Annotated in this window: 14 protein-coding genes and 1 pseudogene; 10 read left to right on the forward strand and 5 right to left on the reverse strand. The window is 74.1% G+C overall.

The window, feature by feature from the left end; genetic code table 11:
- Positions 1–11 precede the first annotated feature (11 nt).
- Positions 12–1,175 (forward strand): acyl-CoA dehydrogenase family protein, encoded by a 1,164-nt coding sequence (locus AB0J86_RS20530; protein WP_363859152.1) that lies wholly within the window; start codon positions 12–14, stop codon positions 1,173–1,175.
- A 133-nt stretch (positions 1,176–1,308) separates the two neighbouring features.
- Here the strand turns inward: AB0J86_RS20530 and AB0J86_RS20535 are convergent, their stop codons facing one another.
- Positions 1,309–1,986 carry a hypothetical protein gene (locus AB0J86_RS20535; RefSeq protein WP_363859153.1) on the reverse strand — a complete coding sequence of 226 codons (678 nt, stop codon included), beginning with the start codon at positions 1,984–1,986 and terminating at the stop codon, positions 1,309–1,311.
- Positions 1,987–2,009: 23 nt separating this feature from the next.
- Here AB0J86_RS20535 and AB0J86_RS20540 point away from each other — a divergent pair, with 23 nt between their 5' ends.
- From AB0J86_RS20540 to AB0J86_RS20550, 3 genes are all read left to right on the forward strand, one after another.
- A complete protein-coding gene (locus tag AB0J86_RS20540) occupies positions 2,010–2,537 on the forward strand; it encodes an acyl-CoA thioesterase (protein ID WP_363859154.1) in 528 nt (175 codons plus the stop codon).
- Between the two features lie 222 nt (positions 2,538–2,759).
- Complete coding sequence (locus AB0J86_RS20545; protein WP_363859155.1) at positions 2,760–4,784, forward strand: acetoacetate--CoA ligase; 2,025 nt, start codon at positions 2,760–2,762, stop codon at positions 4,782–4,784.
- A 138-nt stretch (positions 4,785–4,922) separates the two neighbouring features.
- A complete protein-coding gene (locus AB0J86_RS20550; protein WP_363859156.1) occupies positions 4,923–5,267 on the forward strand; it encodes a hypothetical protein in 345 nt (114 codons plus the stop codon).
- A gap of 99 nt (positions 5,268–5,366) precedes the next feature.
- Here the strand turns inward: AB0J86_RS20550 and AB0J86_RS20555 are convergent, their stop codons facing one another.
- Positions 5,367–6,059: a TIGR03089 family protein gene (locus tag AB0J86_RS20555; RefSeq protein WP_363859157.1), complete on the reverse strand. Its 693-nt coding sequence runs from the start codon at positions 6,057–6,059 to the stop codon at positions 5,367–5,369.
- 154 nt (positions 6,060–6,213) lie between these two features.
- Here AB0J86_RS20555 and AB0J86_RS20560 point away from each other — a divergent pair, with 154 nt between their 5' ends.
- Together AB0J86_RS20560 and AB0J86_RS20565 are read left to right on the forward strand one after the other, a co-directional pair.
- On the forward strand, positions 6,214–7,362 hold the full coding sequence (locus AB0J86_RS20560; RefSeq protein WP_363859158.1) for a glycosyltransferase family 1 protein: 1,149 nt from the start codon (positions 6,214–6,216) through the stop codon (positions 7,360–7,362).
- A gap of 105 nt (positions 7,363–7,467) precedes the next feature.
- Positions 7,468–8,565 (forward strand): mannose-1-phosphate guanylyltransferase, encoded by a 1,098-nt coding sequence (locus AB0J86_RS20565; RefSeq protein ID WP_363859159.1) that lies wholly within the window; start codon positions 7,468–7,470, stop codon positions 8,563–8,565.
- Here the strand turns inward: AB0J86_RS20565 and AB0J86_RS20570 are convergent.
- The gene (locus tag AB0J86_RS20570) at positions 8,534–9,100 is read right to left on the reverse strand and encodes an NUDIX domain-containing protein (RefSeq protein ID WP_363859160.1); all 567 of its coding nucleotides are present in this window, start codon (positions 9,098–9,100) and stop codon (positions 8,534–8,536) included. The two genes, AB0J86_RS20565 and AB0J86_RS20570, sit on opposite strands and share 32 nt — an antisense overlap.
- A gap of 55 nt (positions 9,101–9,155) precedes the next feature.
- On the opposite strand from AB0J86_RS20570, the pseudogene AB0J86_RS20575 reads away from it, so the two are divergent.
- Together AB0J86_RS20575 and AB0J86_RS20580 are read left to right on the forward strand one after the other, a co-directional pair.
- Positions 9,156–10,190 (forward strand): annotated as a pseudogene (locus AB0J86_RS20575) (hypothetical protein); the annotation flags it as partial.
- 336 nt (positions 10,191–10,526) lie between these two features.
- Positions 10,527–11,540 carry a winged helix-turn-helix domain-containing protein gene (locus AB0J86_RS20580; protein WP_363859161.1) on the forward strand — a complete coding sequence of 338 codons (1,014 nt, stop codon included), beginning with the start codon at positions 10,527–10,529 and terminating at the stop codon, positions 11,538–11,540.
- 7 nt (positions 11,541–11,547) lie between these two features.
- Here AB0J86_RS20580 and AB0J86_RS20585 read toward each other — a convergent pair whose 3' ends face one another.
- The gene (locus AB0J86_RS20585) at positions 11,548–12,663 is read right to left on the reverse strand and encodes a coenzyme F420-0:L-glutamate ligase (RefSeq protein WP_363859162.1); all 1,116 of its coding nucleotides are present in this window, start codon (positions 12,661–12,663) and stop codon (positions 11,548–11,550) included.
- Positions 12,660–13,607 (reverse strand): 2-phospho-L-lactate transferase, encoded by a 948-nt coding sequence (gene cofD / locus AB0J86_RS20590; protein WP_363859163.1) that lies wholly within the window; start codon positions 13,605–13,607, stop codon positions 12,660–12,662. Before cofD ends, AB0J86_RS20585 begins: the two co-directional genes overlap by 4 nt.
- A 97-nt stretch (positions 13,608–13,704) precedes the next feature.
- Between cofD and AB0J86_RS20595 the strand changes: the two genes are divergently transcribed.
- A complete protein-coding gene (locus AB0J86_RS20595) occupies positions 13,705–14,979 on the forward strand; it encodes a hypothetical protein (protein WP_363859164.1) in 1,275 nt (424 codons plus the stop codon).
- A 144-nt stretch (positions 14,980–15,123) separates the two neighbouring features.
- Positions 15,124–15,238, forward strand: a 115-nt coding sequence (locus AB0J86_RS20600; RefSeq protein WP_363859173.1) for a histidine phosphatase family protein, incomplete at its 3' end; no start/stop codon positions are given.

Below are 15,238 nucleotides of genomic sequence, written 5' to 3' on the forward strand. Positions count from 1 at the left end.
GGAGGGCAAACATGACGACAGAGCAGTCGTTCGACGTCTACCGCCTGCCGGAGGAGCACGAGGAGATCCGGGCGGCGGTGCGCGAGGTCTGCGACGCCAAGGTCGCCCCCAACGCGGCCGAGGCGGACGAGAGTGGCGAATTCCCCACGGCGTCGTACGACGCGTTGCGTTCCGCCGACTTCCACGCCCCGCACATCCCCACGGAGTACGACGGCGCCGGGGCCGACGCGCTGGCCACCGCGATCGTGATCGAGGAGGTCGCCCGGGCCTGCGCCGCCAGCTCCCTGATCCCGGCCGTGAACAAGCTCGGCACGATGCCCCTGCTGCTGGCGGCCTCGCCGGAGCTCAAGCGCCGCTACCTGCCCCCGGTCGCCCGTGGCGACGCGATGTTCTCGTACTGCCTCTCGGAGCCCGAGGCGGGCAGCGACGCCGCCGCCATGACCACCCGCGCGGTGCGTGACGGAGACCACTACGTGCTCAACGGCGTCAAGCGGTGGATCACCAACGCGGGGGTCTCCGAGTACTACACGGTCTTCGCCGTGACGGATCCCACAGCCCGCTCCCGCGGCATATCGGCCTTCGTGGTGGAGAAGTCCGATCCGGGGGTGAGCTTCGGCGCACCGGAGAAGAAACTCGGAATCAAGGGGTCGCCGACCCGCGAGGTCTACTTCGACAACGTACGGATTCCGGCCGACCGGATGATCGGCGAGCCGGGTACCGGCTTCGGCACGGCGATGCGGACCCTGGACCACACCCGGGTCACCATCGCGGCGCAGGCGATCGGCATCGCCCAGGGCGCGCTGGACTACGCCAAGGGGTACGTGCGGGAGCGCAAGCAGTTCGGCCGGGCGGTCGCCGAGTTCCAGGGCATCCAGTTCATGCTGGCCGACATGGGGATGAAGCTGGAGGCGGCCCGGCAGTTGACGTACGCGGCGGCCAGCCGGTCGGAGCGGAACGCCCCGGATCTCGGCTACTTCGGCGCGGCGGCCAAGTGCTTCGCCTCGGACACCGCCATGCAGATCACCACCGACGCGGTCCAGCTTCTCGGCGGCTACGGCTACACCCGCGACTACCCGGTGGAGCGGATGATGCGGGACGCCAAGATCACCCAGATCTACGAGGGCACCAACCAGGTGCAGCGGATCGTCATGGCCCGGGCGCTGCTCAAGGACTGATCCGTCCAGGCCCGCCGAGCGGTCCCGCGCGTGCCCATCGCCGCGCGGGCCGGAGCGAGCGGCGCGGGCCGGGGCGAGCGGCGCGGGCCGGAGCGGGTCGCGCGGAGTTCGAGCTCCACGCGACCCGTCCGGTTCACTCCGTCGGGGTGTCCCGCTGGGACGCGGTGCGCGGCGGCGCCGACCAGGGCGACTCCTCGCGGCGGGGCAGCGGGGTGGGCGGGGTGTCCGCCATCGGGTAGCCCAGGGTCGGCGGGGGCGTGTCCCGGTCCGACAGATCGGCCGTGAGGGCGGACCAGTCGGTGGGGGTGGGTTCGTCGTCGTCCTTCTTCTCCGCGCCGTCGCCGTTCGGCGCGGTACCCGCGGCGGCCGGGACCGCGACCGCCGGGGCGGGCCAGCGCCGCCAGCGCTTGCCGCTGAAGGTGGCCATCACCAGCAGCACCCCGAGCAGGAACAGCGTGCCGTTCTGCACCGGCTCGAAGAACGGGAGCCGGTCGCCGAGGAGACTCCAGTTGTCCGGCAGCCGGTCGCGCAGGGCGAACGGGTCGATCAGCAGGCCGACGTACGGGGCGGCGAGCAGCAGACCGGCGACGAGCGGGCCGAGCGGCGAGACGCGCAACGTACCGAGCAGCCCGAGCACGATGCCGGCGACCGCCAGGTAGACGGTCGGTTCGATCAGGTTGGCGGTCGTGAAGGTGCCGACCTCCACCCAGCGGGTGACGGTGCGGTCCGACCCATCCTGACCCAGAGTGACGAGCACCCAGGCAACGGGTGCCGCCACGATCCCGGCGAGGAAGCTCCAGAGATGTCGCATCCGCGCACCGTACCTTTTTCAGCATGACCGAGCAGCCCACCTCCGGCGCCACCGCGACCGGAAAACCGACCTCCTACTCCCGCGTCACGCTGAGTCGCATCATGACCGCGGTGGACGTGAACCTCTACGGCACGGTGCACGGCGGGGTATTGATGAAGTTCGTCGACGACGTGGCCGGCGCGGCCGCCGCGCGGCACTGCGGCGGTACCGCCGTGACCGCCGCCATCGACGAGATCGTCTTCTCCGAACCGGTCCGCGTCGGCGACCTGGTGCACGCGCACGCCCAGGTCAACTGGACCGGACACACCTCGATGGAGGTCGGGGTACGGGTGGTCGCCGAGCGTTGGGACACCGCCGAGGACGAACCGGTCGGCGTGGCCACGGCGTACCTGGTCTTCGTCGGTGTGGACGTCTCCGGCGCACCCCGCCCGGTCCGTCCGGTGCTGCCCGAAACGCCCGAGGACGAGCGCCGGTACCGGGAGGCGGAGATCCGCCGGGAGCACCGGCTCGCCCGCCGGCGCGCGATCCAGGCCGCCCGCGGCATCGTCTGATCCGGCCTGGCCGTGGGCGCGGGCCCCTTGTTATACAGAAGCGACGGACGAGGGGCCCTGCCGGCCGCGCACCTGGGTCCGGGCACATGGTCAGACCCCGCTCCATGTGGGCCGGCCACGCGTCGCCCCGCCCCGACCAGGTCGCAGAATGACCCTTCGGGTACGGCAGGATGGCGGCCAGGGCTACTCCAGCGACGTGGTGGCCCGGGGAGGGATGGCAGAGTGCGCGAGGTGCTGTGGACCCCGCCGGCCGACGTGCGGGAGAACTCGCGGATCGGTGACTACCTGCGGTGGCTGCGTACCCACCGGGGTCTGGAGTTCGCCGACTACCAGGAGCTGTGGCAGTGGTCGGTGACCGACCTGGCCGGCTTCTGGCGCTCGATCTGGGACTACTTCGACGTCGTCGCGTACGACCAGCCCACCGCCACGCTCGCCGACCCGGCGATGCCGGGCGCCCGCTGGTTCCCCGGCGCGACGCTCAACTACGCCGAGCACGTGCTCCGCATGCCCGGCCGCGCCGACGACGACCCCGTGGTGATCGGCCACAGCCAGACCCGGGCCCCGGTCACCCGCACCGCCGCGCAGCTGCGCGAGGACGTCCGGCGGGTTCGGGCCGGTCTGCGCCGGCTCGGCGTCGGCCGGGGCGACCGGGTGGCGGCGTACCTGCCGAACATCCCCGAGACGTTCGTGCTGCTGCTCGCCACCGCCAGCCTCGGTGCCGTCTTCTCCTCCTGCGCGCCCGAGTTCGGTACCCGCAGCGTCACCGACCGGTGGCGGCAGATCGAACCGAAGGTGCTGGTCGCGGTCGACGGCTACCGGTACGGCGACAAGGCGATCGACCGCCGCGACGAGGTGGCCGCGATCCGGGCGGAGCTGCCGTCGCTGGAGCGGACCGTGCTGCTCGACTACCTCGACCCGGCGGCGCCCCCGCCCGGGGACGCGCTCGCCTGGTCCGAGCTGGCCGCCGCCACCGACGAGCCGCTGGCGTTCGAGCCGGTACCGTTCGCGCACCCGCTCTACGTGCTCTACTCGTCGGGCACCACCGGGCTGCCCAAGCCGATCGTGCACGGGCACGGCGGCATCCTGCTCGAACACCTGAAGATGCTCGCGCTGCACCACGACCTCGGCCCGGCCGACCGGTTCTTCTGGTTCACCACCACCGGCTGGATGATGTGGAACTTCCTGGTCTCCGGGCCGGCGGTGGGCGCGACGATCGTGCTCTTCGACGGCAATCCCGCCGTACGGGTGGAGCCCGGCGCCCCGGCCGAGCCGGACCTGGGCACGCTCTGGCGGCTGGCCGCCGAGACCGGCCTGACCTACTTCGGCACCTCGGCCCCGTTCCTGCTGGCCTGCCGCAAGGCGGAGCTGCGGCCGGGGGACTCGGTGGACCTCTCCGCACTGCGTGGGCTCGGCTCCACCGGCGCGCCGCTGCCGGCCGAGGGCTTCACCTGGGTCTACGACGCGGTCAGCCCCACCCTCCAACTCCAGTCGCTCTCCGGCGGCACCGACGTCTGCACCGGCTTCGTGGGCGGGGTTCCGCTGCTGCCGGTACGGGCCGGCGAGATCACCTGCCGCTGCCTGGGTGCCCGGGTCGAGGCCCGCTCCGCCGACGGGTCCCCGGTGGTCGGGGAGCTCGGCGAGCTGGTGATCACGGCGCCGATGCCGAGCATGCCGGTCGGCTTCTGGAACGACCCCGACGGGCGGCGCTACCGCGAGGCGTACTTCGAGGTCTATCCGGGCGTCTGGCGGCACGGGGACTGGATCACCATCAGCGAGCACGGGTCCTGCGTGATCACGGGACGCTCGGACGCCACCCTGAACCGGGGCGGCGTACGCCTCGGCACGGCCGAGTTCTACTCGGTGGTCGAGGGGCTGGACGAGGTGGTCGACTCGGTCGTCGTGCACCTGGAGTCCGACGCGCGCCGGGCGGTGGACGACGGCGGCGCCGGCGAGCTGCTGCTCTTCGTGGTGCTCGCGGACGGGCTGGAGCTGGACGACGCGCTGCGCGCGAAGATCGCCCGGGAGCTGCGTACGGCGTTGTCGCCGCGGCACGTGCCCGACGAGATCCACCAGGTCCGGGCCGTACCGCGCACCCTGTCGGCGAAGAAGCTGGAGGTGCCGGTGAAGAAGATCCTGACCGGTACCCCGGTGGAGTCGGCGGCGGCGACCGGCGCCCTGGCCAACCCGGAGTCGCTGACCGCCTTCGAGCGGTTCGCCAAGGAGCGCGCGGCCCGCGCCGGCACCTAGCGGCGGTTCCCGGGCACGGCCGTTCCCGCCCGGCGGTTCCCGGGCACGGCGCCGGACCGCGGCCGGTCCGGCGCGGCGTAGCGGTGATCACTTCCGCGCGGGACAACGCCCGCCGGAGTCCGCCGCGTCTGACCGGGTGTGGAGACGCATCTCCGGCTGACGCTCACCGAGCTGCTGGACCCGGCCGGGACCGCCGCGCCGGCCGGCCCGCTGACCAGGTCGACCCGTACCGTCTGGTGCCGGGTGCCGGCCTGTTGGGTGGTGGACGGCCGGCTGCCGCCCGGGCACCGGGCGCGACTGGTCGACGGGCTGCGCGCGCCGCGCCGCCCCGGGGACCGGCTTCAACTCCTGGTCAGCGACGTGCGGGCCCGAGTGCTCTCCGAACCGGAGGCGTCGCGCCGCCCCTGGTTGGGTGACGCGGCGGGCTGCTACGTCTGGCTGCCCGACGGGCGGCTGCGCGCGGTGCTCCCGGCCGAACTGTGACCGGGCGGCACCGGGACCGGCCCGGCGGTTGCGGCCAGCCGGTCGGGTGCGGGTAGCCGGGCGGTTGCGGCCAGCCGGGTGGTTACGGGTGGTGCGGGGTCAGGCCAGCTCGGCGGTGACCTTCTCGCTGTCGCGCCGGCCGGCCAGCCGGGCCGGGTCGAGATGCCCGCAGAGCACGATGCTCGCCCCGGCCGTCAGCGGGGCGAGCAGCCAGTCCACCGGGTCCGGATGGCGCGCCGCGTCGACGAGCACCCGGTCGCCGGCACCGAGACCGAACTCCGCCGCGCGGGCCGTTGCCCGGGCGACCAGGTCGGCGTCCCCGGGCCCGCCGGTGACCCCCGCGGTGAAGTGGTCGCCGTGCCCGCGTACCTCGATCACGTAGTCGACGAAGCCGGCCGGCACCTGCCGCAGCGGCGCGGCGAGCGGGGCCAGCGCGAGGGCGTACCGCTCCCCGGCCGGCCACCCCGCCGCCTCGTCGGTACGGTCGGCGGCGGCGAAGACCGCCTCGACCGGCCGCGGCGGTGCGGTGACCACCTCCGCGCCGACGGACCAGGCGCCGAGCAGCACGGCGGCGGTCTGCCAGTGTGGGGGGAGCAACACGCCGACCGGGTCGCCCGGGGCGAGCGCGGCGGCGTCGACGAGCAGGTTCGCGGTCTTGGCGACCCAGTTGGCCAGGGTCGCGCCGGAGAGCTCGGTCCGGTCACCCGTCGCGTCGTCGTACCAGGTCAGCAGCGGGCGGGTCGGGTCGGCGGCGACCGCCGCGGCGAACACGCGGGAAATGTTGTCGGCCATCGCGGGCACGATACTCCTCGTCGAGACCGGTCAAAGCCACCGGAACGACACCTACGGGTCGGGTCGCAGTCAACGCGGCGGGCGCGGTCCGGCGTAGGCTTGGCGCGAGTGTCGTTAGACACAGTTCCGCGACTTTGACGACAGGAGTTGCCAAGTGACCGCCGGTCGCCCGCCCCGCGTTCTCATCGACGCCACGAGCGTTCCCGCCGACCGGGGTGGCGTGGGCAGATACGTGGACGGGCTGCTCGGAGCCCTCGGCAAGGTGATCGGCTCCGGCCTGGAACTCGCGGTGGTGGGGCTGCGCACCGACGCCGAGCGGTACGCCCGGATGCTGCCGGCGGCCGAGGTGATCAGCGCGCCGGCGGCGGTGGCGCACCGGCCGGCCCGGCTGGCCTGGGAGCAGACCGGCCTGCCGCTGCTCGCCCAGCAGGTCGGCGCCGACGTGCTGCACTCGCCCTTCTACACCTGTCCGCTGCGGGCGGGCTGTCCGGTGACCGTGACCGTCCACGACGCCACGTTCTTCACCGAGCCGGAGCACTACGACAAGTCCCGGCGCACCTTCTTCCGCAGCGCGATCAAGACCTCGCTGCGTCGGGCGGACCGGGTGATCGTGCCGAGCAAGGCCACCCGGGACGAGCTGATCCGGCTGCTGGACGCCGACCCGACCCGCATCGACGTGGCCTACCACGGCGTCGACCAGGCGGCCTTCCACGCCCCGACCGAGGAGGAGAAGGCCCGGGTGCGGGCCCGGCTCGGCCTCGGCGGCAGCAGCTACGTGGCGTTCCTCGGGGCGAAGGAGCCGCGCAAGAACGTGCCGAACCTGATCCGCGGCTGGGCGCTCGCGGTACGGGACCGCGACAACCCGCCCGCCCTGGTGGTGGCCGGTGGGCAGGGCCACGACGACGAGATCGACCGGGCGGTCGCCGAGGTCCCCGCCCACCTGCGGCTGCTCCGGCCGGGCTACCTGCGCTACGCCGACCTGCCCGGCTTCCTCGGTGGCGCACTCGTCGCCGCATACCCGTCGTACGGTGAGGGCTTCGGCCTGCCGATCCTGGAGGCGATGGCCTGCGGCGCCCCGGTGCTGACCACGCCCCGGCTCTCCCTGCCGGAGGTCGGCGGCGACGCCGTCGCCTACACCAGCGAGGACCCGGACCAGATCGCGGTCGACCTCGGCGCGCTGCTGGACGACGAGTCGCGCCGGCTGGCGCTGGCCAAGGCGGGCGTCGACCGGGCCAAGGAGTTCACCTGGGAGTCCAGCGCCGAGGTGCACATCGCGGCCTGGAGTCGGGCGCGGGCCGCGTGAGGCGGCCGGGCCGGATCCGGGCGCGGGGCGGACCATCGCCCGCGAGTCGGATCAGCATGGTAAGTCCTGACAATATGGGAAGCGTCGCTCCGGCATGATGTGCTGATGCTCTTCGCCGTCATTCCGGCGGGCGGCAGCGGCACCCGCCTCTGGCCGCTGTCCCGCGCCGGTCACCCGAAGTTCCTCCACCCGCTCACCGGCACCTCCGCCTCCCTGCTGCAGGCGACGGTCGAGCGGGTCGCGCCGCTGACCACGCCCGACCGGACCCTGGTGGTCACGGGCGCCGCCCACGTCGCGGCGGTCGCGCGGCAACTTACCGGGCTGCCCGAGGAGAACATCCTGGTCGAACCCTCGCCGCGGGACTCCTGCGCGGCCATCGCGCTGGCCGCCGCGGTGATCGCGACCCGGGAGCCCGAGGCCGTGATGGCCTCGTTCGCCGCCGACCACCTGATCACCGACCCGGACAACTGGGTGGGGACCGTACGGCAGGCCGTGGTCGGTGCCGAGCGGGGACTGCTGGTGACGGTGGGGATCAAGCCCACCCGGGCCGAGACGGGCTACGGCTACCTGGAGTGCGGCGAACTGCTCGACGGAGGCCCGCTGCGCCGGGTCGAGGAGTTCAAGGAGAAGCCGGCGATGGACGTCGCCGAGGCGTACCTGCGCTCGGGCCGGCACCTCTGGAACGCGAGCATGTTCGTCTGGCGGGTCGACGTCTTCCTGGCGGAGCTGGCGCGCCAGCAGCCCGTACTGCACGCCGGCATGCTCGCCATCGCCCAGGCGTGGGACACCCCGGAGCGAGACGAGGTGCTCGGTACCGTCTGGCCGACCCTGCCCAAGATCTCGGTCGACTACGCGGTGATGGAGGGCGCGGCCGCGGCGGGCAAGGTCGTCACGGTGCCGGGCGACTTCGGCTGGAACGACATCGGAGACTTCCACACCCTCGGCGACGTGCTACCGGCCGATGCCGCCGGCAACGTGGTGCTCGGCGGGGACTCGGCGGCGAAGCCCGGCGTCCTGCTCCGGGACACCACCGGCCTCGTCGCGGTACCGAACTCGGGGCGGCTCATCGCGGCGCTGGGGGTACACGACCTGATCGTGGTGGACACCCCGGACGCGGTGATGATCTGCCCCAGGGACCGGGCCCAGGAGGTCAAGAAGCTCGTCGACGAGCTCAAGGAGCGGGGCGAAGAGGGGTACGTCTGAGCGCGGCCAGCGCCGGCGCGACCAGTCGCGCGGTGGCCCCGCCGAGCGGTTCGGGCAGCGCGTCCGGCGCGAACCAGTCCAACGCCGTGGACTCGGCGCTGATCCGGGCCACCGCGCCGGGCGGTGCCACGGCCACGAACCGCAGGTCGTGATGCAGGGCCCCGCCGGCGCAGCGGGTCTGGTGCACGTCCAGGTCGATCGGGGTCGGGTCGAGCCAGAGCCCGTCGATTCCGGACTCCTCGGTCGCCTCCCGCAGCGCCACGCCCGCCAGCGTCTCGTCGCCGGGCTCGCAGTGCCCGCCGAGCTGCACCCACCTGCCGACCCGTGGGTGCAGGCAGAGCAGCACCCGCTCGCCGCTCGCGTCGAGCACCAGGGCGCTGGCGGTGAGATGGCCGGGCAGATGGTTCCGGGTCAGCGCGGCCGGACCCGCGTCGAGCAGGCGCAGGGTCCGGTCGCGGGCCTCGGCGCCGTCGGCGTCCTCGGGCCGCCACCCGTCGATTGACCGGACCGCGTCGGCGTACAGGGCATCGAGCACGAGTTCACTCTACGGAGGGCACGAGCGAGGGCTTCGTACCCTGATCGGCATGTCCATGCTGCTGCACGCCGCGGAGCTCACCGTCGGCGGCAACGAGGCGAGCGACCTGCTGCCGGTACGGTCGCCCGGGCTGCTCGCCGCCCTCGGCGCGCGCCGCGCGTTCTGGACGGTGCTCGACGAGGGGCCGGTCGAGCGGTGCCTGGCCCTGCTGGTGCAGTCGGAGCGGGGCACCTGGTCCGCTCGGCACCTGCCCGCCGACGCCGGCGCCGAGACCGGGCGTACCGAGGACGGCGAGGCGCTGGCCCACCACGACGGCTGGGTCTACGTCCTCGGTTCGCACTTCGGTTCCAAGGCCGGCCCGCTGCGCCCGCGCCGGGCCTTCGTGGCGCGCTTCCGGGAGGCGGAGGCGGCGGGCGGGACGATCCGGCTGCACGTGGTCCGCAACCAGTTCCGCCTGCACCGCGCCGTGAACGACGCGCTCGCCGTCGCGGATCTCGCGCCGCTGCCGCCGGGCGAGCGGGTCCGGGCCCGGTTCATCGCCGAGACCCTGGCCCGCGGTACGGCCCGCGCGAAGGGGTGGGTGGGTCGGCTGACCGAGGCCGACCTGCCGCTCAACGTCGAGGCGGCGGCGTTCACCCCGGCCGGCACGCTGCTGCTCGGGCTCCGCTTCCCGGTCACCGAGCGGGGCGAGCCGATTCTGGTCGAGCTGGCCGACGTGGCCGGGATGTTCGACGCCCGGCGGTGGCCGGTGGTGCTGCGGGCGTACGCGCTGACCGGGGTGACGCCGGCCGGCGCGCTGACCGGGTTCCGGGCGCTCTCGGCGCGCGCGGACGGGTCGTACGCGGCGGTCGTCGGCTCGGTCGACGCGCTCGGCAAGGGTTCGGTGCTCCTCGACGACCACCCCGAGGGCGGCGAGGTGACCTGCCGGCACGTGCGCTTCCGGCTGCCGGCGGAGCCGGGCGGGCCGTACCTGGCCGGCGAACTGGTCGCGGACCTCGCGCCACTGCACAACGTGGAGGGTCTGGCCGAGGTCGACGGCGAGCGGTGGTACGTCACCGACGAGGACCACCGGGTGGCGCTGTGGCGCGGTTGGGCCGGGCGGATCGGGGCACCGGCCGGACCGGTACCGGAGATCCGGATCGCGCGGCTGCGTTCCTGGGGACGCCCGGGCGGCACCTCCGCGGAGTGAAAGGGCCGCGGACCCTCGTTGGTGACCGCCCGGGCGCCGGTTCCTCCCCGGGCCCCGGTGGCAGCGCAACGTTCGAGCGCGAGCTCGAACGTCCCCCGCTGTGGGCATAGCGAGCATGCCGGGACGGGTGCGGGAGCGTCGAGGTTTTTCAACCCAGCCTAAAAGTCGAAGATAAGTTACGCGGGTACAGTGCGGGATATCGCCGAGTGACCCTGACCGAGCCACTTCGGAGCGATCATGCTGAGGATCATCTTCACCAGCGAGGACATCGCCCGCACCCGCGTCGCGCCCGGGGCCGACCCGATCTGGGAGCTGGTCCTGAGCCTGCACCTGCTCCAGGGGCGCACCTGGGACCCGGTGATGGCCGGCTGGCACCGCGACGTCTCCGACGGCCTGCGCCGCGAGCCCGAGCCCGGCGCCATGCGTACGCTCTTCGGCCTCAACCCGCCGCGCGGCTACTTCCCGGACTTCCTCACCCCGTACGACAGCGGCGACGGCTTCGAGGCCGGGCTGGAGGCGGTCCGCTCGACCCCGGCCGAACTGCTGCACCGGGACCTGAGCGTGCTCGCCGCCGACAACGTACGCCCACCCGGCGCCTCCGCGCTGGCCCGGGGCGACGCGGAAGCGCTGCGGCAGCTGACCGACGCGATGCGGCAGTACCAGACCGTGGCGATCAGCCCGTACTGGACCCGGATCCAGGCCGCCATCGAGGCCGACCGGAGCCGACGCGCCCGGGCCCTGCTCGACGGCGGGGCCGAGGGACTGCTGGCCAGCCTCCGCCCGGCCGTACGGTGGGAGTCCGGCGTGCTGGAGGTGCTCGACTACCCGATGAGCCGGGAGCTGTACCTCGACGGCCGGGGTCTGCTGCTGCTGCCGTCCTTCTTCTGCGCCCGGATCCCGGTGACCCTGCTCGACCCCGAGCTGCCCCCGATCCTGGTCTACCCGGTCGACCGGCTCGGCGGGCTCACCCCGGCACCGGGCGAAGGAGCCGGCCGGCGTCCGGCCAACCTGCGGGAGAACGGCGCCGAGGCGCTGGCCGCGCTGCTCGGCCGTACCCGGGCGGCCGTGCTGGAGGCGGCCAGCGACGGCTGCACCACCGGGGAGATCGCCCGACGGCTGCACATCTCACCGGCCGCCGCCAGCCAGCACGCGACCGTACTGCGCAACGCCGGCCTGCTGGTCAGCCAGCGGGAGCGGAACACCGTGCTGCACACCCTCACCCGACTCGGCCAGGACATGCTCAACCAGTGACGGGTCGTCAGACGGCGAGGACGGCCGTTTCGGTGGCGCCGGGCGGCGGGGCGAGGGCGACCGAGGCGATCCCCTCGGCGGCGAGCGCGGACCGAAGCCGGTGCAGGTCGGCGCCGAAGCGGATCAGCGCGGCCGGCTCGGGTGCGCCCGGCAGGCGACAGAGGATCATGCCGGTCGCCCCGTCCGGCCAGTCCGCCACGGCGCCGGCGAACCGCGGTACGTCGTCGGCCGCGACCGTGGTGAAGACCGTGCCGGCGGCGACGGCCTGCCCCACCGCGGCGATCGCCCGCGCCACCGCGGCCGCGTCGACCGTGCCGGCGCCGCCCTCGGGCCCGTCCGGCGTCGACAGCGGGGTCGCCTCGCCGAGCGTCGCCGCCGAGCGGAGGCCGGCCGCGCGCGCCTCGGCGGTACCGAGCGAGAAGAGGTCCTGCTCGGCCGCGCGGACCAGGGCCGCGGCGCCCACCCCGTCGTCCGGCTGGGCGGCCGGCAGGTAGCCCCGGATCACCGCCACCGGTACCTGGTCGCACTTGCCCTTGACCAGTTCGCCGGCGCCCGCCAGCTCGTCGATCACCGCCATCTGGGTGATGCTCAGCTCGTTGCCGTACGGGTCGACCTGGCCCCGGTGGTCGCGGATCGCGCCGATCCCGGCGGCGCCGAGCGCGACGTCGGTCAGGCCGTTGCGCCACGGCCGGCCCATCGTGTCCGAGATGATCACCGCCACGTCCGCGCCGTGCCGCTCCAGCAGGGCGGCCCGCAGCGAGCGGGCGGAGGCGTCGGGATCCTTGGGGAGCAGCACCAGCCGGGAGCGGTCGACGTTCGAGGCGTCGATGCCGGCCGAGGCCATCACGAAGCCGTGGTGGGTCTGCACGATCCGGGTGTTGCCGCGACGGGCCACCGGCCGCGCCGTCTCGGCGGCCAGGATCTCGTCGCGGGCCGCTGCCCGTTCCGGCCCGTCGGCCGGTACGTCGACCAGCCGGCCCTCCGACTTCGACACGATCTTGCTGGTCACCACCAGCACGTCCCCGTCGCGCAGCCACGGGGCGGCGGTGGCGATCAACTCCGCCAGGTCGTCGCCCTCGGCGACGTCACCGATGCCCAGCACCGGCAGGATTTCCAGCTTCATGCCAGCTCCAGGGCGGCTCGGACCATGGCGACGGTGGCCGCCTCGTCGGTCATCCAGAGGGGGGCGGGGCGCACGGTGACGTCGGGCACCCGGGTGTGCGCGTCCACCGGGTCGACCAGCCAGCCGTCCAGGATCCCGCCGCCCGAACGGGCGCCGTAGAGCCCGCCGACGCCCTCGGCGCTGCACTCCACGTCGAGCACCTCCAGGCAGCGGTCCGCCATCCCGCGTACCGGGGACGTACCGATGATCGGCGAGACGCCGACGACCGGCGCCCGCCCGCCGGCGAGCGCCTCGCGGATCCCGGGTACGGCCAGGATCGGGGCGATGCTCACCACGGGGTTGCTCGGCGCGACCAGCACCACGTCGGCGACGGAGAGCGCGTCGAGCACCCCGGCGGCCGGCTTCGCCGACTCGGCGCCGACGAAGACGAAGCGCCGGGTGGGCACCTGGGCTCGGTGCCGGATCCACCACTCCTGGAAGTGGATCGCCTGCTGCTCGCCGTCGCGCTCCACCACGACGTGCGTCTCCAACCGGTCGTCGGTGGCGGGCAGCAGCCGTACGCCCGGCTGCCATCGGGCGCAGAGCGCCTCGGTGACCGCCGAGAGCGGGTAGCCGGCGTTCAGCATCGTCGTGCGGACCAGGTGGGTGGCGAGGTCCCGGTCGCCCAGCCCGAACCAGGTCGGTTCGGCGCCGTACGCGGCCAACTCCTCCTTGACCGTCCAGGTCTCGCCGACGCGTCCCCAGCCCCGTTCCGGGTCGGCGCCGCCCCCCAGCGTGTACATGACGCTGTCCAGGTCGGGGCAGATCTGCAGGCCGTGCAGCCGGATGTCGTCGCCGACGTTGACGACGGCGGTCACCTCGGCTCCCACCTCGCGGGCGTGTGCCCGCACGCCGGTCAGGAACCGGGCGCCCCCGATTCCGCCGGCCAGAACCACGATGCGCATCGGACCATCCTCGCCTACCAGGCGTCCAAAGTCGTCTTGTGGGTAAGGAGACTAGGCTCACGGTTCGCTACCGTTCGTCACCGTTACAGGGGGAGTCTTGACCAGCCAACCGGAACCCGCGCCGGCCGACGGGAACCAGGCCAGCCAGATAACCAAGCCGCTGCGCGAGCTCGCCGCGCTCGTGCTCGTCGGCGCGAACGCGCTGCTGCTCTTCGTGGCATTCATCGACTTTCTGGTCCCGCACTCGGACACGTTCCGCGGTCGCGCGGGCAATGCCTTCTTCGGTTTCGTCGGGATCGAGGCCATCGCGCTGCCGCTACTGGCCGTGTTGCTCGCCACCCACATCCGGCCCCCGGTGGCCCGCGCCAAGCTGATCACCCAGGCCGCCCTGGCCGAGTACGCCTTCTCCGCCGTCTTCGGCGTGATCGCCCTGCTCGGCTGGCTCATCGCCGCCCTGGTCGACGTCGCGATCCGGGACGCGTTCTTCGGGCTGCTGACCCGCGTCGCGTACCTGGCGATCTTCGCCGTTGCCGCGTACGCCGTCTTCCTGGTCTGGCGGAAGCTCTACTACGTGCCCAAGCCGAAGCCGCAGCCGGGCGTCTACGGCCAGTCCCCGTCGTACGGCCAGCCGGGGCAGAACCACCCGGGCGGCTACCCGCACAGCTACGGCCAGCCGGGCGCCTCGACCCCGGGCACCTTCGGCCAGCCGGCCCCCTCGTCCGCCCCGCCGTACTCGTTCGGTACTCCGGCGCCGACCCCGGCGAGCCCCTCGTCCGCCCCGCCGGCTCCGTCGTCCGCCCCGCCGGCCCCGTCCTCGGCGCCGCCGTTCTCGTTCGGCGCCCCGTCGTCGGCCGCGACGCCCTTCTCGGCCCCGCCGGCGCCCTCCTCGGGCTCGCCGTTCTCCTTCGGCACCCCGTCGCCGACCCCGGCGGCCCCGTCCTCGGCCCCGCCGGCTCCGTCGTCCGCCCCGCCGGCTCCGTCGTCCGCCCCGCCGGCCCCGACCTCGGCGCCGACCGTGCCGAGCTTCGGCTTCCCGTCCTCCTTCGGCGAGTCGTCCACCGGTACGGAGGCGACCCAGGCCATTCCGGCACCGGCCCGCCCGCCGGTACAGCCCGAGCCGGACCTGGGCAACGAGGCCACGCAGGGGATCCCGGGGGCGGACCGGCCGCCGGCCGGCCCGCAGCCGACCCCGGCGAGCCCGCAGCCGACCCCGACCGGTGCGCCGAAGGCGCCGGAGCCGGACGAGGACGCCACGCAGGCGATACCGGGCCGGACCGGGGCGCCCGTCGACGAGCGTACGCAGGTGATCCCCGGCCAGGGCGGCCCCTCGGACGAGCGCACCCAGGTGATCAAGCCGCCGACGCAGCAGTAGACGACCGGTGCCGCGCCCGCGCGGCCCGACGGCGAGCGCGGGTGGCCCGGCCGGTCCAGGCCGGGCCACCCGCCGCCCGGAGCGCCGGACGGCGCCTGACCCGGTCGGGGGAGGGGCCCGCCGTGCCCGGCGAAGACATCAAGCGTGACGGGCTTCGCCGGGTACCGGCACGGCGAGACCGAATGGAGCCGTACCGGACGGCACACCTCGTACACCGACATCCCGCTCACGGAGGTCGGCGAGCGGCAGGCGCTCGCGC

It is taken from the genome of Micromonospora sp. NPDC049559, assembly GCF_040676675.1.
Taxonomy (GTDB): domain Bacteria; phylum Actinomycetota; class Actinomycetes; order Mycobacteriales; family Micromonosporaceae; genus JBFAPK01.